This is a genomic window from Skermanella mucosa, assembly GCF_016765655.2.
Taxonomy (GTDB): Bacteria; Pseudomonadota; Alphaproteobacteria; order Azospirillales; family Azospirillaceae; genus Skermanella; species Skermanella mucosa.
In genome coordinates, this window is record NZ_CP086106.1 from 5,518,236 (window position 1) to 5,541,306 (window position 23,071).

Sequence of the window (23,071 nt, forward strand, 5' to 3'; positions counted from 1 at the left end):
TCCGTAGCCTTTCAAGTAATACGTTAGCTCAACAAGCTCCGCGAAGCATCTTGATAATCGCGGAAAAATCCAGTTTGCCGTTGCCGTTATTGGCGAACACCGTATAGAGCGCCGCCGCTTCGGCCCCCAAAGGCGTCGCCGCTCCGGAATTATTGGCAGCCTGCTGCGCAAGCTTGAGATCCTTCAGCATCATCTCCGCCGTGAAACCGGGTTGATAGTCCCGATTGGCCGGCGAGGTGGGTACGGGTCCGGGCACCGGGCAGTACGTGGTCAGGGACCAGCACTGTCCGGATGATTTGGAACTGATATCAAACAATTTTTGGTGGTCCAAGCCAAGCTTTTCGGCGAGCACGAAAGCTTCGCCCACGGCGATCATCGAGATCCCCAGGACCATGTTGTTGCAGATCTTGGCGGCCTGCCCCGTCCCGGGGCCGCCGGCGTGGATCACCGCCTTGCCCATTTGCGACAGCAGCGGCTCGGCCCTGGCGAAGGCGTCGTCCGTTCCGCCGACCATGAAGGTCAGGGTACCGGCCGCGGCCCCGCCCACGCCGCCCGACACCGGCGCGTCGACCATGGCGAACCCCGCCCCGGTCGCGGCATCGGCGACCGCCCGCGCGCTGTCCACGTCGATCGTCGAGCAGTCGATCAGCAACGCCCCCGGCTTGGCCGAGGCGATCACCCCGCCCTCGCCCGTATAGACCTGCCGGACATGCTGGCCCGCGGGCAGCATGGTGACGACGGCGTCGGCCCCGGCGGCCGCCTCGCCGGCACTGGCCGCCGCTTTGCCGCCGGCCCCCGTCAGGCCCTCCAGGTTGGACGCGGACACATCGAACCCGACCACCTCGTGCCCTGCCTTCACGAGATTGAGGGCCATCGGCAATCCCATGTTGCCCAGGCCGATGAACGCTACCGTCGCCATTTCAGATGCCTCCCCCGTCTTGTCATGCCCGTCGTATCGTATGATCCAGGCGATTCATGTCATTCAGCGAAGCTGAGGTCGCTGTCGCCGAGCGGCGCGAAGTGACGTTCCACGTCGGCGGCGCCGACCTCGCCCAGGCTGGCCGGGCGCCACTTGGGCGAACGGTCCTTGTCGACCAGCAGGGCGCGGATGCCTTCGTAGAAATCATCCCCCCGAATGAACGCCTGACTCATCCTGTACTCCATGATCATCGCATCATCGAAAGACAGGTTCTTCCCGAGCCTGACCTGCCGCAAGGTGACCTTGAGGCTTGTCGGAGACATCTGGCTCAAATTTTTCAACGTGGACACCGCCCAATCTGTTCCGTCCTTTTCCAGGGCGGCCCAAATCTCCTCAACCGAATCAAAGCGGAAGCAGCGGTCGATGGCCTCGCGATGGGCCGCCAGCGGCGGCTCTCCGGCCGACCCGGCGGCGACGGAAGCCAGGGCGCCGTCCACCACGGCCCGGCCGTCGCCCGACCAGTCGGCGGCGGCCATCGCGTCGATCAGGTCGCCCAGCGCGGCACTCGGCACGTAATGGGTGGCAAGGCCGACATAGAGCGTGTCGGCGGCGTGCAGCCGGGCGCCGGTCAGCGCCAGGTAGGTCCCGATCTCGCCCGGGCAGCGCGGCAGGTACCAGCTTCCGCCGACGTCGGGAAACAGGCCGATGCCGGTCTCCGGCATGGCGAACAGGGTCTTCTCGGTCACCACCCGGTGCGATCCCGGCACGGAGATCCCGACGCCCCCGCCCATGGTGATGCCGTCGAGCAGCGCCACGTAGGGCTTGGGCAGGGTGTGGATCCGACGGTTGAGGACATATTCTTCCCGGAAGAAATCGCGGGCGAGATCGCCGCCCTCGCGTCCCTCCTTGAGCGCCCGGCCGGCATCCGCCACGGCGCGGACGTCCCCGCCGGCGCAGAAGGCGCGGTCGCCGGCACCCCGGACCACGACCGCCTTGACGGCGGGGTCCTCGGCCCAGGCGGCGAGACGGGGATCGAATTGGCGGATCATGCCCAGGGTCAGCGCGTTCAGCGCCTTGGGCCTGTCGAGCGTCACGACGGCGACGGCCCCCCGCCGCTCGAAGGAGATCCCTTGCCGGGAGTCCGGTCCGTTCTCCGGAACGCTCCCGGTTCCGGATGGGGAATTCGCTGTATCGGTCATGGCGTCCGTTCTTGGTCGTTGGCAGGCGTCTGATCGGATGGGCGGGAAAGCCGAAAGTCGATCAGGATAGGGGAGTTCAGGCCGAGAGCAGGCGGCGGGCGATGATCAGGCGCATGATTTCGTTGGTGCCTTCCAGGATCTGATGCACGCGGACGTCGCGCATGTAGCGCTCCACCGGATACTCCTTGATGTAGCCGTAGCCGCCGTGAAGCTGCAAGGCTTCGTTGCAAATCCTGAAGCCGGCATCGGTGGCGAAGCGTTTCGCCATCGCACAATATAGCGTGGCTTCGGAGTCGCCGTCATCCAACTTCGCGGCGCCGCGATGGACCATCAGCCGCGCGGCCTCCAGGTCGGTCGCCATGTCGGCCAGCCGGAACTGGAGCGCCTGGAACTCGGCCAGCTTGCGGCCGAACTGGGCGCGGACGTTCATGTGGTCGCGCGCCAGCTCCAGACAGGCGCGGGCTCCCCCCAGCGAGCAGGCGGAGATGTTGAGCCGGCCGCCGTCCAGCCCCTTCATGGCGATCCTGAAGCCTTCGCCCTCCGCCCCCAGCCGGTTGGCGACCGGAACGCGGCAGTCCTCGAAGATCACCGCCGCGGTGGGCTGGCTGTTCCAGCCCAGCTTCTTCTCCTTCTTGCCGAACGAGAGCCCCGGCGTCCCCTTCTCGACCACGATGCAGGAGATCCCCCTGGGGCCGGGCTCGCCGGTACGGACCATGGCGACATAGATGTCGGACACGCCGCCGCCGGAGATGAAGGCCTTCGTCCCGTTCAGCACGTAGTGGTCGCCGTCGCGCTCGGCCCGCGTCTTGAGCGACCCGGCGTCGGACCCGGCGCCGGGCTCGGTCAGGCAGTAGCTGGCGAAATGCTCCATGGATGTCAGCTTGGGAAGCCAGCGGGCGCGCTGGGCATCGTCGCCGAAGCTGTCGATCATCCAGGAGGCCATGTTGTGGATCGAGATATAGGCCGAGGTCGAGACGCAGCCGGCCGCCAGCTCCTCGAAGATCACGGCGGCATCCAGCCGCGACAGTCCCGACCCGCCGAACTCCTCGCGGCAATAGATCCCGGCGAAGCCCAGTTCGGCGGCTTGGCGCAATGTTTCCGTCGGGAAGACCTGGTGCTCGTCCCACTCGGCCGCATGGGGCGCCATGTGCTCGGCGGCGAAGGCGCGGGCGGTTTCCTGGAATGCGCGCTGGTCCTCGGTCAGGTCGAAATTCATGGCGGCCCTGCTTCCTCCCGTTTATCCGGTTAACCCGTTTGTTCGGGCCGGATGATAAAGCCGGCGGGGTGGCTGTCAATCGAGGCGCACTCCGCCGACGCGCGGGGCGGGAATGCGCGGAGAGCCGGGCCTTCTGGAACACCGGCCATCTGGAACACCGGACCTGCACCCGTGTTGAACCCCAGGTGCGTGGATGATTTCCCTTTTTCAAGCCGTTCCGAAGTGGAACCTGTCACATGAAAGTCACCGTCGTCCTCAATGGCGCCGCCGGATCCCTGGTGGGCCAGCCGATCGAAGACTCGGTCAGCGAGGTGAAGCGTCTGTTCGAGGAGGCCGGACACACCGCCACGGTCACGGCGGCGTCCGGACCGGAGATCGTCGCGGCGATCGACCGGGCCGTGGCGTCGGACGCCGAGGTGGTCGTGGTCGGCGGCGGCGACGGCACCGTGGCCACCGCGGCCGGCAAGCTGATGGGCACCGACAAGGCTCTGGGCATCCTGCCGCTCGGCACGCTCAACCTCTACGCCAAGGACCTGGGCATTCCGCTCGACATCGCCGAGGCGGTGCCGCTGCTGGCCCACGGCCGGATCAAGCCGATGGATATCGGCGACGTCAACGGCACCGTCTTCCTCAACCATTCCGTCCTCGGCCTCTATCCGATGATGGTGCAGGAGCGCGAGGAGGTTCGGGAGGAGCGCGGCCTCAGCAAATGGCCGGCCATGGCGATCGCCATGTGCAAGGCGCTGAAGCGCTACCCGCTGCTGCGCGTCCGGCTGGAGACCGACAAGGGCACCCGGCGGATCACCACCCCGATCCTGGCGGTCGCCAACAACCCCTATGACGAGGGCTTCGGCTCCTTCCTCAAGCGTTCCCGCCTGGATACCGGCGAATTGGCGCTCTACGTCGCCAAGCATCGCCAGCCGCTGCGGATGGCGCGGATGATGGTGGCGCTGGTGCTCGGCACCTGGCAGCGCGACGCCGAGCTGGAAGTGATGCACATGACCGAGTTCACCGTGAAGAGTCGCCGGCGGACCCTGAAGGTCGCCAACGACGGGGAGGTCCACCGCATGGAGGCGCCCCTGCACTATCGGATGCTGGCCGGCGGGCTGAGGATGCTGGTCCCGGCGGAAGAGGCCGATGTCCATGGGGCATCCCCCGGGGAGCGTCTGGCCGAGGAAGCCGAAATAGCGCGGGCCGAGAACGCGCGGAAGGAGAGCGCCTGAGCCAGGGCAAGAACTCCACCATGCGCACCGTCGCCCACATCTCCGACCTGCATTTCGGCCGCATCGACCCCACGGTGGTCGAAGCCCTGGCCGAAGACCTGGCCGAGCAGAAGCCGTCGCTGGCGATCATCAGCGGCGACCTGACCCAGCGGGCGCGGAGCAGCCAGTTCCGCGAGGCGCGCGCCTTCCTGGACCGACTGCCGATGCCCTACATGGTGATTCCGGGCAACCACGACATACCGAACTTCAACATCCTCGGCCGTTTCACCGACCCTTACCGCAACTACAAACGCTACATCAGCGAGGACCTGTGCCCGATCCACCAGGACGACGAGCTGGTGGTGGTCGGCATCAACACGGTCCGGTCATGGATCCTGGATTTCGCCGAAGGCCGGATCAACCGCGCCCAGATGAAGCGCATGCAGGAGGTGCTCCACGCCGCTGGTCCGGAGCGGTTCAAGATCTTCTTCACCCACCACCCGTTCCTGCCGCCGCCCGACGCGCCGGAAACCAGGCTGGTCGGCCGCGCCCGCGAGGCCCTGCGCCGGCTGGAGGAGGTAGGCGTCGATCTGATGCTGGCCGGGCACCTGCACCGGGCGTACAGCGGCGACATCATGAGCCACCACACCAAGATCGCGCGCTCGATCCTGGTGGCCCAGGCCTCTACCGCGACGTCGACCCGGCTGCGGAACGAGCCGAACGCCTATAACTTCATCACCATCGAGGGAACCGGCGAGAACGCCAGGGTCACTTTCCTGGTGCGATCCTGGGAGGGTGCCCGTTTCACGCCGGGGCTGAAGAGCCAATATGTGAAGCGGGGGAACCGCTGGGAACTCCAGGCGCAAGATCCGGGATTGAGCCCGGTATCCTGAACGGCGTACAGTCCCTGCCGGAGCCGGCAAGCCCCTTCCCCCGATACCGGGCGCCGACTCCGAGTCCCGGTTCCAAGCCCCCCGTTCCAAATCCGAGTTCCAGGCCCGATGTTCACCAAGATGTTCAACCGGCAGCCGCCCCGGCCCGCCGAACTGCCGCAGACCGAAGCCGCCGCGGCCCGCCAGCTCAGCCTGCGCATGAGGCCGCGCCGCAACCGCGCGGATGCCTGGACCCGTCGGCTGGTCGCCGAGAACCGGCTGAGCACCGACGACCTGATCCTGCCCGTGTTCTCCGTGGACGGCGAGAACCGGCGCGAGCCGGTCGCCTCGATGCCCGGCGTGGAGCGGCTGTCGCTGGACTTGCTGGTCGGCCACGTGGCGGAGGCGGTGGAGCTGGGAATCCCGGCGGTGGCCCTGTTCCCGGTCACCCCGAACGAGCTGAAGACGCCGGACGGCGCCGAGGCCGCCAATCCCGACAACCTGATGTGCCGCACGATCCGCACGCTCAAGGGCCAGTTCCCGGACCTGGGCCTGATCGGCGACGTGGCGCTCGACCCCTATACCAGCCACGGCCACGACGGGCTGATGCGTGACGGCGTGATCCTGAACGACGAGACGGTGGAGGTGCTGGTCGCCCAGGCGCTGGCCCAGGCCGGCGCCGGAATCGACATCCTGGCGCCGTCCGACATGATGGACGGCAGGATCGGAGCGATCCGCGACGCCCTGGACGCCCGCAACCACCATCTCGTCCGCATCTGCTCGTACGCCGCCAAATACGCCTCGGCCTTCTACGGCCCGTTCCGCGATGCGCTGAACTCCGGCGGGTTGCTCAAGGGCGACAAGCGCACCTACCAGATGGACCCGGCCAACACCGACGAGGCCCTCCGCGAGGTGGCGCTCGACCTCCAGGAAGGCGCCGACATGGTGATGGTCAAGCCCGGCATGCCCTACCTGGACATCGTCTCCCGGGTGAAGCAGACCTTCTCGGTCCCGACCTTCGTCTACCAGGTCAGCGGCGAGTACGCGATGCTGAAGGCCGCCACGGCCAACAGCTGGCTGGACAACGACAAGGTCGTGATGGAAACCCTGCTGGGCTTCAAGCGCGCCGGCGCCGACGCGATCCTGACCTACTCGGCGATCGAGGCCGCCAAGCTGCTGCGCGAGATGCGGGGGTAAAGAACCGCTCGCGCGCGCCGGTCACCCGACCGGCACGCCCTCCGGGTCCTCGCTGCCGCTGCGGTAGCGGTAGGTGCCCTCGCCCATGGCGATCAGGTTGCCCTCGGCGTCGAAGACCTCGCAGCTTGCCATGAAGATCTTGCGGCCGCCACCGCGCCGGCGGCCGACCGCGCGGAGCGTGCCGCTGCTGGCCTGGCCCAGGAAGCTGGTGGTCAGCGACAGGGTGACAGTGCCGCGCTTGTTGCCCGGCACGGTGCAGAAGGTCCCGGCGAAGCCGCCGACGGTGTCGATCAGGGTGGCGAGCACGCCGCCATGAACGACGCCGCCGCGGTTCAGGTGGCGCGGCAGCAGGTCCAGCACCAGCACCGCCTCGTCGGGCTTCCACTCCGCCAGCCGGTAGCGGATCGTCCGCTGGAAGGCGGAAGGCTGTTCCGGCGCGAGCAGGGGATCGGCGAAGGGTTCCAGGTCGTTCGGCTCGTCGTCGTGAGGGCTCGGCGGCATCGTCATGGGCAGGGTACCTGTCAGCGGTGCGTGGAAGGTCGAAACCACAGGGTAACGCGCCGCACCCCCGTCCCGACAGCATGCGCTCGCGGCATACTGGAAATTCGCGGCCATCGGTTATCATCCGCCGGCAATCATCTGACGGCAATCATGGGCGGCCATGTTCGACCGCCTGCGGCATCCGGAGGCACCATGCGGCTTTATGACGATCCCTGTTCGGGCAACGGGTACAAGGTCAGGCTGATGCTGGCCCTTCTCGGGCAGGAGTACGAATACGTCCCGCTCGACATCGACAAGGCCGAGACCCGCACGCCGGAGTTCCTGGCGAAGAACCCGAACGGCCGCATCCCCTTGCTGGAACTGGACGACGGCCGGCTGCTGCCGGAATCGAACGCCATCCTGCACTATCTGGCCGACGGCACGCCATACCTTCCGGCCGACCGGTTCGCCCACGCCCAGGTGCTGCAATGGATGTTCTTCGAGCAGTACAGCCACGAGCCGAACATCGCGACCGTTCGCTTCTGGCTGACCCACGGCGTCGAGATGACGCCCTGGCGCGAGGAATCCGTGGTCCAGAAGCGGATCGCCGGTTATGCGGCGCTCGACGTGATGGAAGCCCACCTGGCGCTGAACCGGTTCTTCGCCGCCGATACCTACACCGTCGCCGACATCGCGCTCTATGCCTATACCCATGTCGCCCACGAGGGCGGCTTCGACCTGAAGCCCTATCCGTCGGTGCTGGCCTGGCTGAGCCGCGTGGCTGCGCATCCCGGACACGTGGCGATCACCGAGATTCCGGGGCGCTGATCCTGGACACGGCCGGTCAGCCGGGCAGCCAGACCTCGATCGTGCGCTCGCGCGGCTTCGGATCGTAATGGGTGAAGTCGACGACCCGGAAATCCTGGCCACCGAACCTTTCGCCATAGAGGCCGCCGAGCCGCTCGGCGAGGCTGGCCGCCGCGTCCCGGTCCTCGGGAAAGAAATAGCGTACGTTGCCGGAGGAGATGCTGCCCTGGACGGTGCGCGTATCGATGACGGTCAGCCCGTCGGACCGCAGGGCCCCGACCACGTCGGCGGCGACCGCCGCGAGCGACGGAACGGCGTAGTGATGCACGAACAGGCGCGCACCGCTCAACGGCGTCGGCGCCGCCGGCTCGGGCGGCGGAGCTTCCTCGGCCGGCGGCGGCTCCGGCTGCGGTTCCGATTCCGGCTGCGGCGCGGCTGCATCCTCCCCTCCCAGGGGAAGCGGGGCGCCCAGCATTTCCGGTTCGATCACCACTGCGGTCGGCGACGCCGGACGGGCGGGACCCAGCACGTCGACGATCAGCACATAGGCCGCGATCCCCAGGCCGATGCCCGCCAGCAGGAAGCCCGCCAGGAAGCCCAGCAGGAAGCGTCCTCTCCGGCGTGGCGGCGGGGGCGATGGCAAGGGCGGGGGCGGGGATCTTCGCACCGGAGGGGCCGGATCCGGATCTGGAGCCGGTTCCGAGGGCCGTGCGGCGGCGCCCACGGGCCGCTTGAAACGGGGGAACTCCTCGTCGGACCAGTCCGCTGCGTCGGGAGGCGATAGCGGTCTGCGCGAAGTCATGTCGAGAACCCGATCTGGCTGGCGGTCCCTCTACAACTCCGGATCGGGTCCAAGGTTCATGCGAGAGGGGATATCTCCGCCGATCACGGCCTTATGGATGATAGGCATGGGTGATCGGCGGAGACGCGTCCCGGTTACGCCCGCACCAGCGGCTTGTACTTGATGCGGTGCGGCTGGTCGGCCTCGTGGCCCAAGCGGCGCTTGCGGTCCGCCTCGTAGTCCTGGTAGTTGCCCTCGAACCATTCGACGTGGCTCTCGCCCTCGAAGGCCAGGATGTGGGTCGCGATGCGGTCCAGGAACCAGCGATCGTGGCTGATCACCACGGCGCAGCCGGGGAAGCCTTCCAGCGCGTCTTCCAGCGCCCGCAGCGTATCGACGTCCAGGTCGTTGGTCGGTTCGTCGAGCAGCAGGACGTTGGCGCCGGACTTCAGCATCTTCGCCAGATGGACTCGGTTGCGCTCGCCGCCGGAAAGCTGGCCGACCTTCTTCTGCTGGTCGCTGCCCTTGAAGTTGAAGGCGGCGACATAGGCCCGGCTCGGCATCGAGCGCTTGCCCAGCTCGATCACGTCCAGCCCGTCGGAGACCTCCTCCCACACCGTCTTGTTCGGCGCCAGCGTGTCGCGGCTCTGGTCCACGTAGCCCAGCTTGACGGTGTCGCCGACCTTGAAGGTGCCGTCGTCGGGCTGGTCCTGGCCGGTGATCAGGCGGAACAGCGTGGTCTTGCCGGCGCCGTTGGGACCGATCACGCCGACGATGCCGCCGGGCGGCAGGCGGAAGCTCAGGTTCTCGAACAGCAGCCGGTCGCCGAAGCCCTTGGCGATGTTCTCGGCGTCGATCACCACGCCGCCCAGCCGGGGCGGAGTCGGGATGATGATCTGCGCGTCGGTGTTCTGGCCCTTGCCGCTCTCCGCCAGCATCGTCTCGTAGGCGGAGATACGCGCCTTGCTCTTGGTCTGGCGGGCCTTGGGCGACTGCCGGATCCATTCCAGCTCACGCGCCAGGGTCTTCTGGCGGTTGGCCTCGGTCTTGGATTCCTGCTCCAGCCGCTTCTGCTTCTGCTCCAGCCAGGCGGAATAGTTGCCCTCGTACGGGATGCCCTGGCCGCGGTCCAGCTCCAGGATCCAGCCGGTGACGTTGTCCAGGAAGTAGCGATCGTGGGTGACCAGGACGACGGTGCCCTTGTAGTCCTCCAGGAACTGTTCCAGCCAGGCGACGGACTCGGCGTCGAGATGGTTGGTCGGCTCGTCGAGCAGCAGCAGGTCGGGCTTCTGGAGCAGCAGCTTGCACAGCGCCACGCGCCGGCGCTCGCCGCCGGAAAGCTTGGTGACCTCGCTGTCGGGCGGCGGGCAGCGCAGCGCGTCCATCGCGATCTCGACCGTGCGCTGCAGGTCCCAGGCGTCGGCCGCCTCGATCTTCTCCTGCAGTTCGGCCTGCTCGTCGATCAGCGCGGTCATCTCGTCGGAGTCCTCGACCTCGCCGAGCTTCATGCTGACCTCCTCGAACCGGTCCAGCAGCGCCTTGGTGCCCGCCAGGGCCTCCATGACGTTCTCCTGCACGGTCTTGGACTCGTCCAGCTGCGGCTCCTGCGACAGGTAGCCGACGGTGGCTCCTTCCGCGGTCCAGGCCTCGCCGTTGTAATCCTTGTCCATGCCGGCCATGATCTTCATCAGCGTGGACTTGCCGGCGCCGTTCGCGCCCAGCACGCCGATCTTGGCTCCGGGGTAGAAAGACAGCCAGACGTTATCCAGCACCTTCTTGCCGCCGGGGTAGATCTTGGTCAGCCCCTTCATGACAAAGACGTATTGATAGGACGCCATGCGTCTCTCCGACCATATTCACGTGGATCAGGGTGCGACGGGACGCCACCGCAACGGCCTCCCGTCGATGTTGCGCCTTATGTAGCGCAAGGAGCGTGGATTGGCGAGGTTTGACTGGCCGGCCCGCTCAGTCGTTGGCCTGGATGATCATGCGCAGCATGGGATAGACCTGCCCCGACCAGCGCCGCCCGTTGAATACGCCGTAGTGGCCGGCCCCGGCCTGGAAGTGGTGGTGCTTCAGGTGCGGGCGCAGGCCGGTGCACAGGTCCTGGGCCGCCAGGGTCTGGCCGACGGAACAGATGTCGTCGTTCTCGCCCTCGACGGTGAACAGGGCGGTGCGGCGGATCGCGGCCGGCTCGACGCGTTGGCCGTGCCATTCCAGCGTGCCCAGCGGCAGCGCGTGCTCCTGGAAGATCAGCCGGACGGTCTGGATGAAGAACTCGGCCGGCAAGTCCATCACGGCCAGGTACTCGTCGTAGAAGGTGCGGATCGCGTGGGCCTTCTCGTCCTCCCCGGCGACCAGATGCTCGTACAGGTCGCGGAACGCCTTGACGTGCCGCTCCAGGTTCATCTGCATGAAGGCGGCGAGCTGCACGAACCCGGGATAGACCCGCCGCATGGCGCCGGGATGGCGCAGCGGAACGGTGGAGATCATCTTCTCCTCGAACCACTCGATCGGCTTGCTCATGGCCAGCTCGTTGACCTTGGTCGGGCTGACCCGGGTATCGATCGGGCCGGCCATCAGGGTCATGCTGCGCGGCTGGGAATGGTTGTCCGACTGGGCCATCACCGCGACCGCCGCCAGCACCGCGACCGAAGGCTGGCAGACCGCCACCACGTGGCAGTCGCGCCCCAGGAACTCGAAGAACCCGATCAGGTAGTCGACATAGGAGTCGAAGTCGAACCGGCCTTCCGACAGCGGCACGTCGCGGGCATTGTGCCAGTCGGTGATGTAAACGTCGTGCTCGGCCAGCATGGTCTGACAGGTGCCGCGCAGCAGGGTCGCGAAATGCCCCGACATGGGGGCGACCACCAGCACCCGCGGCTCCTGGACCGGCAGGTCCTTGCGGAAGCGGACCAGCGAGCAGAACGGGGTGCGGTGGACCACCTCCTCGGTCACCCCGACCTCGCGGTGGCCCACGGTCACGGAGCGGATGCCGAAATCGGGGCGGGTGTGGGTGGTGCCCATGCAGGACAGGACCTCCAGCGCCGCCGACAGCCGGCGAGCCATCCCGCCCGTCCCGATCCCCGGCCAGGGCTGGCCGAAGACGGCGCTGGAACTCCGCGCCATCCAGCGGAGCGGATCGAGGATGTCGGACTGGTGCTGGTACATCTGGTAAATCATACGCGCTCACCCGATCCGCTGAGGGGAATGCTTGATTTCAAAACGAACGAATGATCCGCCGAAAACCCGGCTGCACAAGAAATCGGCAACTCGCCGAAGAAATAAACGTCGTGAAACCCACTTCCCCGCCTATACGAAATGATAGGCAAAACCTCCGCCAAGCAACAGCGTTTCTTCTGGACTTGCAAGCGCCCCGCACGCAATCCTTGGGGCATCGAACGGCACCCCGCCCGGAAGGGATCCCAGCCATGGCCGACGCCACCCTCGTCATCAGCAGCAAGAACTATTCCTCGTGGTCGCTTCGGGGCTGGCTCCTGGCGCGGATGTCGGGGCTGAAGTTCGAGGAGCGGATCATCTCCCTCGACGACTCCTCGGCCAAGGCGGAGATCCTGCTGCTGTCCCCGTCGATCCTGGTGCCGTGCCTGATCCATGGCGGCAACTCGGTCTGGGACACGCTGGCGATCGGCGAGTACCTCAACGAGGTCAGGCCGGCCGGCAAGGGCCTGCTGCCCGAGGATGCGGGCGCGCGCGCCCATTGCCGATCGATCTGCGGGGAAATGCATTCGGGCTTCGCCGGGCTTCGCTCGGCCCTGCCGATGAACCTGAAGCGGCGCTATCCCGGCTTCAAGGTATGGGCGGGGGCGCTCGCCGACATCGAGCGGATCGCCGACATCTGGCGCGACTGCCTGGGAAAATACGGCGGCCCCTACCTGTTCGGCACGACGCCGACCATGGCCGACGCGATGTACGCGCCGGTGACCACCCGCTTCCAGACCTACGACGTCAAGCTGGACAAGGTCTGCGCGGGTTATTGCGCCAATATCCTGTCCCTGCCCGACATGGCCGAATGGTTCGAGGCCGCGAGGATGGAACCCGACGAACTGCCTGAGCTGGACGCGGAGTTCTGAGAACCCCGCGCCGCGGGCGTCACTCCGCCCAGGGATCGTAACTCCCGAAGGTCCAGACATGGCCCTCGGGGTCGCGGCAGGTATAGTCCCTGCCGCCATAATCCTGGTCCCTGATGTCGATGGCGATCCGCGCGCCGGCCGCCCTGGCACGGGCGTAATGCGCGTCGACATCCTCCACCACCACATAGATGCCCTGGGTATTCGCCCCGCCCAGCTCGTCCGGCTGGCGCATCAAGGCCCCATAGTCGCTCTCGACCGCGGAACCGAGCATGACCATACCCCGACCGCCGGTCCGACCCGTGGAAATCTCGGCATGGGCGATGGTGCCGTCCCCGTTCGGGTAGACCGCATGCCGCTCGAAGCCGAAGGCATCGCACAGCCAGTCGATCGCGGCGGGCGCATCGCGATAGCGCAGGCAGGGAACCGCGCTGCCGGTCCCGGTCCCGGTCCTGGAAGAGCCGGCCATCACGCGCCCGCCGCGTCGATCGCCAGCGCCCGCTGGAAGGCCGGGCGGTCCAGGCAGCGCCTGACATACTCCTCGAACGCGGGGCGGCGCGGCACGACGCCGATGATGTCCATGCCGTAATGCAGGTCGATGCCGAGCAGCACGTCGGCGGCGGAGAAGCGTTCGCCGAGGATCCAGCCGCCCCGATTCCCGGCATCGGCCAGCGCCTCCTCCAGGACCGCGAAGACCCGGTCGAAACTGCCCCATCCCGTGGCGGCGCTATCGGTCGTCCAGCCGTTCATCCGCTCGGAAAAGGCGGGGTCCACGCAACCGGCGGAGAAGAACAGCCATTGGAGATAGCGGCCGCGCGCCGGATCGCCGACCGGGGGCGCCAGGCCCGCTTCGGGAAAGCGGTCGGCCACGTAGGCGCAGATCGCCCCCGACTCGGCGACGACGGCCTCCCCGTCCACCAGCGCCGGGACCTTGGCCATGGGATTGACGCGGCGGTACTCCGGCGTGGACTGGGCCCCGGTGGAAAGATCGACCAAGACCCTTTCATACGGGCATCCCGCCTCCTCCAGCAGCCAGAGCGCCCGCATGGACCGGGTCCGCGGCATCCAGTACAGCCTCATCACAGTCATGGCCCTCGCCTCCCATCAGGTTCGAAAGACATTCAACGACCAGAACAATACGTGAACATCCATACCCTGTCCAGCCACGCCGGATGGACCTGTACGACCGAGTGTATATGACGATAGGATCGTCCGGATCACCGCCTGAAATCGGGAGGAGGCCATGACGGCTTCGCCGAAGGACCGGAGAATCCAGGGTTCCTGGCACGACAATGCCGGGCGGTGGACCGCCGCGGTGCGGTCGGGAGCGATCACCAGCCGCCGGGCGGGAACCGACTCGGCCATCCTCGGGGCCATCGTCGAGGCCGTCGCCCGCCTGCGTCCCGCCTGTATCCTGGGCCATGTCCTGGATCTCGGCTGCGGCGAGGGCTGGCTCACACGCCGCCTGCGCGCCGAAGCGGGTTGCCGGGTCACCGGTGCCGACGGCAGCGCCGAACTGGTCCGGCTGGCCCGCGAGGCCGATCCGGACGGCCGCTATCTTCATGCCGATTACGCCGCGATCGCCGCCGACCCCGGTTGCCTCGGCGGACCGTTCGACGCCGTCGCGGCCAATTTCGCGCTTCTGGACGAGGATCTGTCGGGCCTGCTCCGGGCCCTGGCGATCTGCGCGCCGGCAGGGTCGCTGGTGATCCAGACCGTGCATCCCTGGACCGCGTGCGGCGACGGCCCCTATGCCGACGGCTGGCGCGAGGAGAGCTTCGCCGGGTTCGGCGGCCCCGGCGGCGAGGCCTGGAGCCCGATGCCCTGGTATTTCCGGACGCTCGAAACCTGGATCGGGGACCTGCGGGACGGCGGCTGGCGGGTGGCCGACCTGCGGGAGCCGGCCGACCCGCAGACCGGCCGGCCGCTCTCGCTGGTGCTGACCTGCGCGGCGATCACGCCGGAACGCCGGGGCCGGGTTACGGCATCACCGCGCGAAGCACCTGCCAGCGCTCCCTGAACAACGCGCCGCCGACCACGGCCAGCCCCAGGATCGTCGTGCCGAGCAGGGGCGAGTACCAGCCCTCGTGTAGCACCATGGTGAAGAACAGGCAGGCCCCCAGCATGATCTCCGGAATGCCGGTCGGGCCGGCGCGGCGGACCGCCGCCGCGGGGATCGCGGGCCGCGCCGGGCCGCCGCCCATCTTGGGCGTGCGCACGAAGGGCGACTGCCTGCCCACGGCGGCCTCGTACACCGCGCGGGAGTTGGACAGGATCAGGCCCGAGGTCAGCGTCATCGCGGCCAGCACGCTCAGCGGGACGGCTCGCAGCGGCCGGCGGCCCAGCGCCACCTGGCCCAGGGTGACGAAGGTGGTCGCCGAGAAGACGCCCATGGCGGTCGCGACCAGACCCAGGACCGACAGCGCCAGCGGCTGCTGGCCGGCCTCCATCCAGAGCAGCGACAGCGAGGTGGTCAGGCACAGGGCCGCCAGCGGGCAGAACAGCGACTGCCCGACCTCCAGCGTCAGCGCCAGCTTGGACAAGGCCGGCAGACGGGAGCGCCAGACCGCCGGCAGCAGCTTGCGGGCGACCTGGGCGAAGCCCTTGTTCCAGCGGTGCTGCTGGGTCCGCCAGGCGGCCAGCGTCGTCGGCAGCTCGCCGGGCGCCGCCACGTCGGGCGCGTAGGCGGCGCGCCAGCCGGCGAGATGGGCGCGCACCGAGAGGTCCAGGTCCTCGGTCAGCGTGTCGGCGGTCCAGCCGCCCGCGTCGTCGATCGCCTCGCGCCTCCAGACGCCGCAGGTCCCGTTGAACGGCAGCACCAGCCCGGTCGCCGAGCGGACCGACTGCTCGACCCCGAAATGGGCGTCCAGCATCACGGCCTGGGCGCGGGTCAGCAGGTTCTGGCCGGCGTTCAGGTGCTCCCACCGGGCCTGCACGAAGGCGAGGCCGCGGTCCGCCGCCAGGATCGGGACGGTGCGCTTCAGGAAATCGGCCGGCGGGACGAAATCGGCGTCGAAGATCGCGACGAAGGGGCTGTCGTCGCGGTCCAGCCCGTTGGCCAGCGCGCCCGCCTTGAAACCGGTGCGGTCGCGCCGGTGGATCACCGTGATGTCCAGCCCGGTGCGGCGCAGTTCGTCGGCGAACCGCCTCGAGATCTCCTCGGAACCGTCGGTGCTGTCGTCCAGCACCTGGATGGCGAGCCGGTCGCGCGGCCAGTCCAGGGCGGCGGCGCGGATCGCCCGCTCGATCAGCATGCCCTCGTTGAAGGCGGGCAGTTGAACCAGGACTTTCGGATGATCTTCGGGAGCCGTGACGACCAGGCGCTCGGGCCCAGTGCGCAGGGCTCCCCGGCGGGAGCGCAGGAAGGCCACGGAAAGGCCGAGCAGGTTGCAGCTGAGGGCGAACAACATGACGAGGGAGAGGGAGAGAAGGAGGTACAAGAGCCACTGAACGACGGTCACGACAGGCATTCCCCGATCACCCTCTATGGTTTCCACGAACGGCCGGCCAACCGATGAACATACGGCGATGAACATCCGGCTGCCGGCGCTTAGTCCCGGTACAGGCATCGAACTACATCTCCGGATATGCAGTCACGCTGTGCCAAGGCGGTGATATCGGCGTCGCAAGGATGTCCCCGCGATAGCGCCCCGCCCGAGGATTGAAGTGCCGCCCCGGCACCCCCAAGTAGTTTGATATCGGGGGTCCGGGCCCCTCTGGCGGCAGCTCCAGCAAGCGCCGCGATGTCGGACCTCTCCACCTGCACGCCGTGCATCTGGAGGGTTCGGACCATGGTTCCTTCTCAGAAACCGCAGGCTGCAGGTTACCGTCAGCCCTTTCTCCCGAGGAGACCGCCGATGCCCGCTTCCCATCATAAGCATACCGTCCCGGAGCTTGACGCTCCCTGCCCGTTCGACGCGACCGACGGCTATGTTACCGCCCGCCGCAACCTGCTGCTCGGCCTGTGGGCCGGCCGCAGGCTGTCCCTCACCGGCACCGACCTGGAGACCTATGCGCGCTCCGTCGTCAAGGCCGACCGCGACGAGCCGGGGCACGAGGACGTACTGCGCAAGGTGCGCGCCGATCTGGAGCGGGCCGGCTGCCCGGTGCCGGAAGCCGAGTTGACCAGCCGGCTGGTCGCCTGCCATGCGGAGGCGAGCCGCCAGTGCGCCGCGACGGACTGACGCCGGATCCGGCTTTCGGACCCCGCTTCGAACCCTTGCCGGCCGCCCGCACCGCAGGCGGCACGGCACGGCGGGTGGGCGTCGAGATCGAGTTCATGGGCATCGGCGTCGCCGAGGCGGCGCGGGCCCTGGCCATAGGCCTGGGCGGGCTGCCGCTGGAGGAGGACCCCCATGCCTTCACCGTCCGCGGCACCGGGATCGGCGATCTCGCGGTCGAGCTGGACCTCCGGCACACCCATCCCCAGCGCCATGCCGGCGCCCTGCGGCTCCGGCCGGGTCCCGCCGGCGCCGCCTGGCTGGGCAGGATCGCCGGCGGCATCGTCCCGCGCGAGCTGATCACGGCACCGCTGCCGCCGGACCGCCTGCCCGAGGTGGACGAGGTCGTGGCGGTGCTGCGGGACGCCGGGGCGACCGGGAACGGCGCCATCCGGTTCGGCTCGCCGGGCTTCGGATCGCCCCAGTTCGGTTCGCTCGGCCTGCACTTCAACATCGACGTGCCCGGGCTGGAGGTCGGATGCCTGCTGGCCCATCTGCGCGCCTTCATGCTGCTCGACCGCTGGCTGCGCACGCCGCAGCCGGGACCGCGCGGGGTCTTGTCCGGAACGCGGGCGGCCACGCCGCCCCCGTATCCGGAGGAGTATGTCCTGAGGGTCCTGCATCCGGACTACGCGCCGGATCTCGACGGCTTCATCGACGACTATCTCGCGGCCAACCCGACCCGCGACCGCGGGCTGGACCTGCTGCCGCTGCTGCTGCACATCGATCCCGACCGGGTCCGGCAGCGGTTGCCGCGGGAGAAGATCGGCGCGCGCGCCGTCTTCCATTACCGCGTGCCGCAGGCCCATGTGGGCGTGCCGGGCTGGAGCCTCGCGCCGGAATGGAACCGCTGGGTGGCGGTCGAACGGCTCGCCGGCGATCCGCTCCGGGTCGACCGGCTCAGCCGGGCCTGGCTGCTGTTCCGGGGACTTCCGGTCGGGGGGGACGCCGAGGATGGCGACGATCGCGGGGACGGCCGCGGGGAGGGCGGCGGCCGGGATCAGGCGGTCAGCCGGTCGTCCATCAGGCGCGCGGGCGGTAGTCCGACCCTGACCGTCGTGCCCCAGCCGAGCGAGCTTTCGATGACGAGCCGCCCGCCATGGGCATTCACCAGATGGGCGGTCAGCGGCAGCCCCAGCCCGGTGCCGCTGTGGCGCCGGCTCAGGGCGCTCTCGATCTGGCCGAAAGGCTCCAGCGCCTTGGCGACGCCTTCCGGGGACATGCCGATGCCGTTGTCCTCGACGCGGATCTCGGCGCCGCCGTCGGCCTGACGGCCGACCCGGATCCGGACCTCGCCGCCGGGGGCGGTGAACTTGATCGCATTGGTCAGCAGGTTGAGGATGATCTGGCGCAACCGGAGCTCGTCGGCCCAGACCAGCCGGACCGACCGGTCGGCGAACTGGACGGCGATGTCGATGTTGCCGTCGCGGGCCATGGGTTCGACCAGGTGCCGGCAGGTCGCGACGGCCCGGGGCAGGTCGACCGCCTCCTCGTGCAGTTCGATCCGCTCCGCCTCGGCCTTGGAGAAGTCCAGGATGTCGTTGATCAGGGCCAGCAGATGCTGGCCGCTGCGGTGGATGTCCTCGGCGTAGTCCTGGTACCGGGCGCTGCTGGCGCCGAACATCGCGTCCCGGATGATCTCGGAGAAGCCGATGATCGCGTTCAGCGGGGTGCGCAACTCGTGGCTCATGGACGCCAGGAACTGGGTCTTGGTCCGGCTCGCCTGCTCCGCCGACCGGCGCGCCGTCTCGCTCTCCTGGATCAGGCTTTCCACCTGGCGCAGCAGGGCGTCGAACTCCCGGGCGAGCGCGCCGATCTCGTCCCCGCGGTCCACCAGGCCCGGCCGGGCGAGATCGCCGGTGGTGCGGATCGACAGGATATGGCCGGTCAGGGCCAGCACCGGCGCCAGGATCAGGCGGTTGAGCATCAGCCAGAGGATCACCAGGGCGCCGCCGCAGGCGACCACCAGCAGAGCCATGGCCAAATGCACCGTTCGCCCCGCCGCCAGGGCGGCGTCGCGCGGCATGGTCATCCGGGCCAGCATCGCGTGATGGCCGTGCATGTCGTCGATCATTCCGGTGACGACCAGCACGTCGTCCCGGCGATCCAGCACCAGCGGGTGATCGTGCCCGCCATGCTCCGGGAAGGCGGCGCCGGTCGCCGGATCCTTGAACAGGAACTCCACGTCGATCTGGACCCGCCGGCGGACGGCGGCCACCGTTTCCCGGTCGATGACGCGCCCGAACACCAGCGTGCCCAGGGCGGGGCCGCTCCGGTCGGTCGGCTGGATCGCGCGGGCCGCCATGATGATCGGCCCGCGGTCGCTCAGGACGATCCCGTCGATGGAACCCGGAGTACCGTCGGGAGCATCGTCGGCAGGCGCCAGGGGAAGGATCTCGCGGGACAGCCCTGCCGGCACGCCTTCGCTCAGCCGGTCGCCGTCGAGCGAGGTGCCGTAGAGCAGGCTGCCGTCGGTCGCCACCACGAGCAGGACATCGACACCCATGTCCCGAAGCACCGCCGCCGAGATGTTGCGCTCCGGAAACTCGGGCAGCGCTCCGGTCACGAAGGCCGCGGTCTCGTCCCACTTCGCCCAGTCGTTCGCGTTCCGGCCGAACGCCTCGTTCTCCGCCGCCAGCGCCTGCTCTACCCGAAGCAGGTTGCGCCGGGCTTCCTCCGCCTCGAGCATCTCGAATCCGGGAACCACGAGGGATTGCAGCAGGATCCAGCTCACGGCGATCATCAGCGCGGCGATCAGTGCCATCACCGAGAGAATTTTCAGGCGCAGCGACATCAACGAACTCCGGGGCGGCGGTCCCCAGGTGAGGAACTCTCGAAACCGGTACCTATCCTAGCCCAGCTCTTCCTTTTTTTGTAGTGATAGGCTACCTATTTAGATAGTATTATGTAAATATTCGGAGAGGATCAGAAAATTGCCGCGACCCGGCAAGCTATCGTCCGGCCAAGCTCTTTCCTGCACCTCATTCGGCGGTCCGATAGGTGCTCTCGATCCCGGCGATCAAGGACTTCCCCTCGGCCAGCAGGAAGCGGCGAAGCTGGGTATGGACCGGCAGCAGGGGCATATGACGCCGCCAGGCCACGAACCAGTTCCGCATCAGCGGCAGGCCCTGCACCGGCAGGACGGTCAGCAGGCCCATGCGCAGTTCCAGCACGATGGTATGGCGGGAGATCAGGGCCACGCCCATCCCGGCCATGACCGCCTGCTTGATCGTCTCGTTGCTGCTCGACGTCAGGGCGATATGGGGCGTGAAGCCGGCTCCCCGGAAGAAATTCTCCATCAGCGCGCGGGTGCCGGAGCCTTCCTCGCGGACTATGAAGCGCTCCTCCGCCAGCCCGTCCAGCGGGATGTCCGCCTGCCCCGCCAGCCGGTGCCCCGGCGGGGCGATCAGGACGGACGGATGCGGCGCGAAGGGATCGGCCGCCACGTCGGCGTCGTCGGGCGGCTTGCCCATGACCGCGATGTCCACCTCCCCCGACAGCAGGGCCGCGATGATGTCGCGCCGGTTGCCCTCGTGCAGGTGGATGGCGATCCTCGGATACTCGGCCTGGAAGCGCGACAGCATCCGGGGCATGATGTATTTGGCGGTGCTGACCAGCCCGATCCGGGCATGGCCGCCGCTCAGCCCCTTCAGCTCCCGCATCCGCTCGTCGGCGTCCGACAGGGCCTTCAGCACGACCGAGGCGTATTCCAGCAGGGCCGCCCCGGCCTCCGTCAGGACCACCCGGCGGCCGACCCGCTCGAACAGGGCGAAGCCGCACAGCCCCTCGATCTGCTTGATCTGGAACGATACCGCCGCCGGGGTAAGCCCGAGCCGCTCGGCCACGCGGGCGAAGGACAGCGTGTGCGCCGCCTCCACGAAGACCTGGAGCTGACGGATCGTGGAATGCCGCAGGGTCATTGACAAGGGATCCCTAGGGTAAACGGTCAAAACATTTGAATTTTACTTAACGTCTTCCGCTGATACCGTCAAGGTCAAGTCAATCGTGGCACGCCTGGAAACCTCCAGGTCGATCGCGGGAGGAAACGAATAATGGAAGTGGTCGCGGATCGCGTCATCACCGACAAGAAGGCCCGCTACAAGCCGGGTGTCCTCAAGTACAAACAGATGGGTTACTGGGATCCCGACTACGAGGTCAAGGATACCGACATCCTCGCCGCGTTCCGCATCACGCCCCAGGACGGCGTCGATCCGGTGGAAGCCGCCGCGGCCGTCGCCGGCGAGTCATCCACCGCGACCTGGACCGTGGTCTGGACCGACCGCCTGACCGACTGCGAGAACTACCGCGCCAAGGCCTACCGGGTCGATCCGATCCCGGGCGCTCCCGACCAGTACATGGCCTACATCGCCTACGACCTCGACCTGTTCGAGGAAGGCTCGATCGCCAACCTGACCGCCTCGATCATCGGCAACGTCTTCGGCTTCAAGCCCCTGAAGGGCCTGCGCCTCGAGGACATGCGCATCCCGACCGCCTACCTGAAGACCTTCCAGGGACCGGCGACCGGCATCATCGCCGAGCGCGAGCGGCTGAACAACTATGGCCGCCCCCTGCTGGGCGCCACCATGAAGCCGAAGCTGGGCCTGTCGGGCCGCAACTACGGCCGCGTCGTCTACGAGGCGCTGAAGGGCGGCCTGGACTTCACCAAGGACGACGAGAACATCAATTCCCAACCCTTCATGCACTGGCGCGACCGCTATCTCTACTGCATGGAAGGCGTCAACAAGGCGATCGCCGAGACCGGCGAGATCAAGGGCACCTACCTGAACGTCACCGCCGCCACCATGGAGGACATGTACGAGCGGGCGGAGTTCGCGAAGGAGCTGGGCAGCGTCATCATCATGATCGACCTGGTGATCGGCTACACCGCCATCCAGTCCATGGCGAAGTGGGCCCGCAGGAACGACATGATCCTTCACCTGCACCGCGCCGGACACTCCACATATACCCGGCAGAAGTCCCACGGCGTGTCGTTCCGGGTGATCGCCAAGTGGATGCGCATGGCCGGCGTCGACCATATCCACGCCGGAACCGTCGTCGGCAAGCTGGAGGGCGACCCCAGCGTGATCCGCGGCATCTACGACACCTGCCGCGAGACCCATGTGCCGAAGCGGCTGGAGCACGGCATCCTGTTCGACCAGCCCTGGGCCAGCCTGAAGAAGATGATGCCGGTGGCGTCCGGCGGCATTCATGCCGGCCAGATGCACCAGCTCCTGACCTACCTGGGCGACGACGTGGTGCTCCAGTTCGGCGGCGGGACCATCGGCCACCCCGGCGGCATCCAGGCCGGGGCCGTCGCCAACCGCGTGGCGCTGGAGACCATGGTCAAGGCCCGCAACGAAGGGCGCGACATCTGGAACGAAGGGCCGGAAATCCTGGCCAGGGCGGCCAAATGGTGCCAGCCGCTGCGCGCGGCGCTGGACACCTGGAAGGACGTGACGTTCGACTACGCCTCGACCGACAGCGTCGACTACGTCCCGACCCCGACGCCCGCCTTCTAGGCTCCGTTCCAAGAGACGCCTTCCCCCGTCCCCCTTCCGCTCCCCCCGGAAGGCCGAAGGTCCCCGGTCGTTCCTCCCCTGTCCTCCAGGGGACCCGGGACGGGGGAAGGCTTCCCCGCCTGTTCGCCGCGAACCCAAGAAGGACCATTCCCATGCGCCTGACCCAGGGTCAGTTCTCGTTCCTTCCCGACCTGACGGACGACGAGATCAAGCAGCAGATCACCTACGCGCTCAGTCAGGGCTGGGCCGTCGCGATCGAATCGACCGACGATCCCCACCCCCGCAACACCTATTGGGACATGTGGGGCACCCCGATGTTCGACATCGCCGATGCCGCCGGCGTGATGATGGAGGTAAAGGCCTGCCGCAAGGCGAACAAGGGCAAGTACATCAAGGTGCTGGCCTTCGACGCCGGCAAGGGCTTCGAAAGCATCCGCATGTCCTTCATCATCGACCGCCCGGACGAGGAGAAGGGCTTCGAGCTGGTCCGCGCCGAGGGACCCGGCCGCCAGGTCAACTACACCGTCCGAAGCTACGCGACCGAGAAGCCCACGGGCGCACGGTACTGAGG

At 68.0% G+C, this 23,071-nt stretch carries 21 protein-coding genes and 1 pseudogene; 10 read left to right on the forward strand and 12 right to left on the reverse strand.

Translation table 11 applies throughout. The annotated features are described in order from the left end of the window. Positions 1 to 28: 28 nt before the first annotated feature. The 3 genes from mmsB to JL100_RS25620 all read right to left on the reverse strand — a co-directional run bounded on the left by mmsB (position 29) and on the right by JL100_RS25620 (position 3,334). Positions 29 to 919: a 3-hydroxyisobutyrate dehydrogenase gene (mmsB, locus tag JL100_RS25610; protein ID WP_202680690.1), complete on the reverse strand. Its 891-nt coding sequence runs from the start codon at positions 917 to 919 to the stop codon at positions 29 to 31. 59 nt (positions 920 to 978) lie between these two features. Continuing rightward, entirely contained in the window at positions 979 to 2,118 is a 1,140-nt protein-coding gene (locus JL100_RS25615; RefSeq protein WP_202680691.1) for an enoyl-CoA hydratase/isomerase family protein, read from the reverse strand. Between the two features lie 76 nt (positions 2,119 to 2,194). Next, the gene (locus tag JL100_RS25620; RefSeq protein WP_202680692.1) at positions 2,195 to 3,334 is read right to left on the reverse strand and encodes an isobutyryl-CoA dehydrogenase; all 1,140 of its coding nucleotides are present in this window, start codon (positions 3,332 to 3,334) and stop codon (positions 2,195 to 2,197) included. 236 nt (positions 3,335 to 3,570) lie between these two features. Here JL100_RS25620 and JL100_RS25625 point away from each other — a divergent pair, with 236 nt between their 5' ends. The 3 genes from JL100_RS25625 (at position 3,571) to hemB (ending at position 6,605) form a co-directional block, all read left to right on the forward strand. Continuing rightward, positions 3,571 to 4,557, forward strand: a complete 987-nt coding sequence (locus JL100_RS25625) for a diacylglycerol/lipid kinase family protein (RefSeq protein ID WP_202680693.1) — start codon at positions 3,571 to 3,573, stop codon at positions 4,555 to 4,557. Between the two features lie 20 nt (positions 4,558 to 4,577). After that, complete coding sequence (locus JL100_RS25630; RefSeq protein ID WP_202680694.1) at positions 4,578 to 5,429, forward strand: metallophosphoesterase family protein; 852 nt, start codon at positions 4,578 to 4,580, stop codon at positions 5,427 to 5,429. 198 nt (positions 5,430 to 5,627) lie between these two features. Then, a complete protein-coding gene (hemB, locus tag JL100_RS25635; RefSeq protein WP_228421431.1) occupies positions 5,628 to 6,605 on the forward strand; it encodes a porphobilinogen synthase in 978 nt (325 codons plus the stop codon). A gap of 21 nt (positions 6,606 to 6,626) precedes the next feature. Here hemB and JL100_RS25640 read toward each other — a convergent pair whose 3' ends face one another. Then, positions 6,627 to 7,112: a PaaI family thioesterase gene (locus JL100_RS25640; RefSeq protein WP_228420909.1), complete on the reverse strand. Its 486-nt coding sequence runs from the start codon at positions 7,110 to 7,112 to the stop codon at positions 6,627 to 6,629. A 186-nt stretch (positions 7,113 to 7,298) separates the two neighbouring features. Between JL100_RS25640 and JL100_RS25645 the strand changes: the two genes are divergently transcribed. Further along, positions 7,299 to 7,913: a glutathione S-transferase family protein gene (locus JL100_RS25645; protein WP_202680695.1), complete on the forward strand. Its 615-nt coding sequence runs from the start codon at positions 7,299 to 7,301 to the stop codon at positions 7,911 to 7,913. Between the two features lie 16 nt (positions 7,914 to 7,929). Here the strand turns inward: JL100_RS25645 and JL100_RS25650 are convergent, their stop codons facing one another. From JL100_RS25650 to JL100_RS25660, 3 genes are all read right to left on the reverse strand, one after another. Then, positions 7,930 to 8,535: a hypothetical protein gene (locus tag JL100_RS25650; protein ID WP_202680696.1), complete on the reverse strand. Its 606-nt coding sequence runs from the start codon at positions 8,533 to 8,535 to the stop codon at positions 7,930 to 7,932. A gap of 293 nt (positions 8,536 to 8,828) precedes the next feature. Continuing rightward, a complete protein-coding gene (gene ettA / locus JL100_RS25655; RefSeq protein ID WP_202680697.1) occupies positions 8,829 to 10,511 on the reverse strand; it encodes an energy-dependent translational throttle protein EttA in 1,683 nt (560 codons plus the stop codon). A 127-nt stretch (positions 10,512 to 10,638) separates the two neighbouring features. Beyond that, positions 10,639 to 11,856, reverse strand: coding sequence for a polyhydroxyalkanoate depolymerase (locus tag JL100_RS25660; protein WP_202680698.1), 1,218 nt, complete (start codon positions 11,854 to 11,856; stop codon positions 10,639 to 10,641). A 248-nt stretch (positions 11,857 to 12,104) separates the two neighbouring features. Here JL100_RS25660 and JL100_RS25665 point away from each other — a divergent pair, with 248 nt between their 5' ends. Then, a complete protein-coding gene (locus JL100_RS25665; protein ID WP_202680699.1) occupies positions 12,105 to 12,764 on the forward strand; it encodes a glutathione S-transferase family protein in 660 nt (219 codons plus the stop codon). 19 nt (positions 12,765 to 12,783) lie between these two features. On the opposite strand, the gene JL100_RS25670 is transcribed toward JL100_RS25665, so the two are convergent. Then, entirely contained in the window at positions 12,784 to 13,230 is a 447-nt protein-coding gene (locus tag JL100_RS25670; protein WP_202680700.1) for a VOC family protein, read from the reverse strand. Then, positions 13,230 to 13,850, reverse strand: a complete 621-nt coding sequence (locus JL100_RS25675) for a glutathione S-transferase family protein (RefSeq protein WP_228420910.1) — start codon at positions 13,848 to 13,850, stop codon at positions 13,230 to 13,232. Before JL100_RS25675 ends, JL100_RS25670 begins: the two co-directional genes overlap by 1 nt. A gap of 154 nt (positions 13,851 to 14,004) precedes the next feature. On the opposite strand from JL100_RS25675, the gene JL100_RS25680 reads away from it, so the two are divergent. Continuing rightward, positions 14,005 to 14,781, forward strand: coding sequence for a class I SAM-dependent methyltransferase (locus JL100_RS25680; RefSeq protein WP_202680701.1), 777 nt, complete (start codon positions 14,005 to 14,007; stop codon positions 14,779 to 14,781). On the opposite strand, the gene JL100_RS25685 is transcribed toward JL100_RS25680, so the two are convergent. Further along, a complete protein-coding gene (locus tag JL100_RS25685) occupies positions 14,741 to 16,222 on the reverse strand; it encodes a glycosyltransferase (protein ID WP_202680702.1) in 1,482 nt (493 codons plus the stop codon). The two genes, JL100_RS25680 and JL100_RS25685, sit on opposite strands and share 41 nt — an antisense overlap. Before the next feature lie 396 nt (positions 16,223 to 16,618). Here JL100_RS25685 and JL100_RS25690 point away from each other — a divergent pair, with 396 nt between their 5' ends. Continuing rightward, positions 16,619 to 16,945, forward strand: coding sequence for a DUF1476 domain-containing protein (locus JL100_RS25690; RefSeq protein WP_202680703.1), 327 nt, complete (start codon positions 16,619 to 16,621; stop codon positions 16,943 to 16,945). A 95-nt stretch (positions 16,946 to 17,040) separates the two neighbouring features. Next, positions 17,041 to 17,778, forward strand: a pseudogene (locus JL100_RS25695) (amidoligase family protein); the annotation flags it as partial. A 203-nt stretch (positions 17,779 to 17,981) separates the two neighbouring features. Here the strand turns inward: JL100_RS25695 and JL100_RS25700 are convergent. Both JL100_RS25700 and JL100_RS25705 read right to left on the reverse strand, forming a co-directional pair. Further along, positions 17,982 to 19,775, reverse strand: a complete 1,794-nt coding sequence (locus tag JL100_RS25700) for a sensor histidine kinase (RefSeq protein WP_202680704.1) — start codon at positions 19,773 to 19,775, stop codon at positions 17,982 to 17,984. 187 nt (positions 19,776 to 19,962) lie between these two features. Beyond that, positions 19,963 to 20,901 (reverse strand): LysR family transcriptional regulator, encoded by a 939-nt coding sequence (locus JL100_RS25705; protein WP_202680705.1) that lies wholly within the window; start codon positions 20,899 to 20,901, stop codon positions 19,963 to 19,965. A 132-nt stretch (positions 20,902 to 21,033) separates the two neighbouring features. Between JL100_RS25705 and JL100_RS25710 the strand changes: the two genes are divergently transcribed. Continuing rightward, positions 21,034 to 22,500, forward strand: coding sequence for a ribulose-bisphosphate carboxylase large subunit (locus JL100_RS25710; RefSeq protein ID WP_202680706.1), 1,467 nt, complete (start codon positions 21,034 to 21,036; stop codon positions 22,498 to 22,500). A gap of 152 nt (positions 22,501 to 22,652) precedes the next feature. Continuing rightward, on the forward strand, positions 22,653 to 23,069 hold the full coding sequence (locus JL100_RS25715; protein WP_202680707.1) for a ribulose bisphosphate carboxylase small subunit: 417 nt from the start codon (positions 22,653 to 22,655) through the stop codon (positions 23,067 to 23,069). The last annotated feature ends 2 nt before the right edge of the window (positions 23,070 to 23,071 follow it).

What these genes read in the sequence shown, in the direction of transcription:
- mmsB (WP_202680690.1), bottom strand. Translation starts at nt 919, where the DNA reads ATGGCGACGGTAGCGTTCATCGGCCTGGGCAACATGGGATTGCCGATG.
- JL100_RS25615 (WP_202680691.1), bottom strand. Translation starts at nt 2,118, where the DNA reads ATGACCGATACAGCGAATTCCCCATCCGGAACCGGGAGCGTTCCGGAG.
- JL100_RS25620 (WP_202680692.1), bottom strand. Translation starts at nt 3,334, where the DNA reads ATGAATTTCGACCTGACCGAGGACCAGCGCGCATTCCAGGAAACCGCC.
- JL100_RS25625 (WP_202680693.1), top strand. Translation starts at nt 3,571, where the DNA reads ATGAAAGTCACCGTCGTCCTCAATGGCGCCGCCGGATCCCTGGTGGGC.
- JL100_RS25630 (WP_202680694.1), top strand. Translation starts at nt 4,578, where the DNA reads ATGCGCACCGTCGCCCACATCTCCGACCTGCATTTCGGCCGCATCGAC.
- hemB (WP_228421431.1), top strand. Translation starts at nt 5,628, where the DNA reads ATGAGGCCGCGCCGCAACCGCGCGGATGCCTGGACCCGTCGGCTGGTC.
- JL100_RS25640 (WP_228420909.1), bottom strand. Translation starts at nt 7,112, where the DNA reads ATGACGATGCCGCCGAGCCCTCACGACGACGAGCCGAACGACCTGGAA.
- JL100_RS25645 (WP_202680695.1), top strand. Translation starts at nt 7,299, where the DNA reads ATGCGGCTTTATGACGATCCCTGTTCGGGCAACGGGTACAAGGTCAGG.
- ettA (WP_202680697.1), bottom strand. Translation starts at nt 10,511, where the DNA reads ATGGCGTCCTATCAATACGTCTTTGTCATGAAGGGGCTGACCAAGATC.
- JL100_RS25660 (WP_202680698.1), bottom strand. Translation starts at nt 11,856, where the DNA reads ATGATTTACCAGATGTACCAGCACCAGTCCGACATCCTCGATCCGCTC.
- JL100_RS25665 (WP_202680699.1), top strand. Translation starts at nt 12,105, where the DNA reads ATGGCCGACGCCACCCTCGTCATCAGCAGCAAGAACTATTCCTCGTGG.
- JL100_RS25670 (WP_202680700.1), bottom strand. Translation starts at nt 13,230, where the DNA reads ATGGCCGGCTCTTCCAGGACCGGGACCGGGACCGGCAGCGCGGTTCCC.
- JL100_RS25675 (WP_228420910.1), bottom strand. Translation starts at nt 13,850, where the DNA reads ATGACTGTGATGAGGCTGTACTGGATGCCGCGGACCCGGTCCATGCGG.
- JL100_RS25680 (WP_202680701.1), top strand. Translation starts at nt 14,005, where the DNA reads ATGACGGCTTCGCCGAAGGACCGGAGAATCCAGGGTTCCTGGCACGAC.
- JL100_RS25690 (WP_202680703.1), top strand. Translation starts at nt 16,619, where the DNA reads ATGCCCGCTTCCCATCATAAGCATACCGTCCCGGAGCTTGACGCTCCC.
- JL100_RS25700 (WP_202680704.1), bottom strand. Translation starts at nt 19,775, where the DNA reads ATGTCGCTGCGCCTGAAAATTCTCTCGGTGATGGCACTGATCGCCGCG.
- JL100_RS25705 (WP_202680705.1), bottom strand. Translation starts at nt 20,901, where the DNA reads ATGACCCTGCGGCATTCCACGATCCGTCAGCTCCAGGTCTTCGTGGAG.
- JL100_RS25710 (WP_202680706.1), top strand. Translation starts at nt 21,034, where the DNA reads ATGGAAGTGGTCGCGGATCGCGTCATCACCGACAAGAAGGCCCGCTAC.
- JL100_RS25715 (WP_202680707.1), top strand. Translation starts at nt 22,653, where the DNA reads ATGCGCCTGACCCAGGGTCAGTTCTCGTTCCTTCCCGACCTGACGGAC.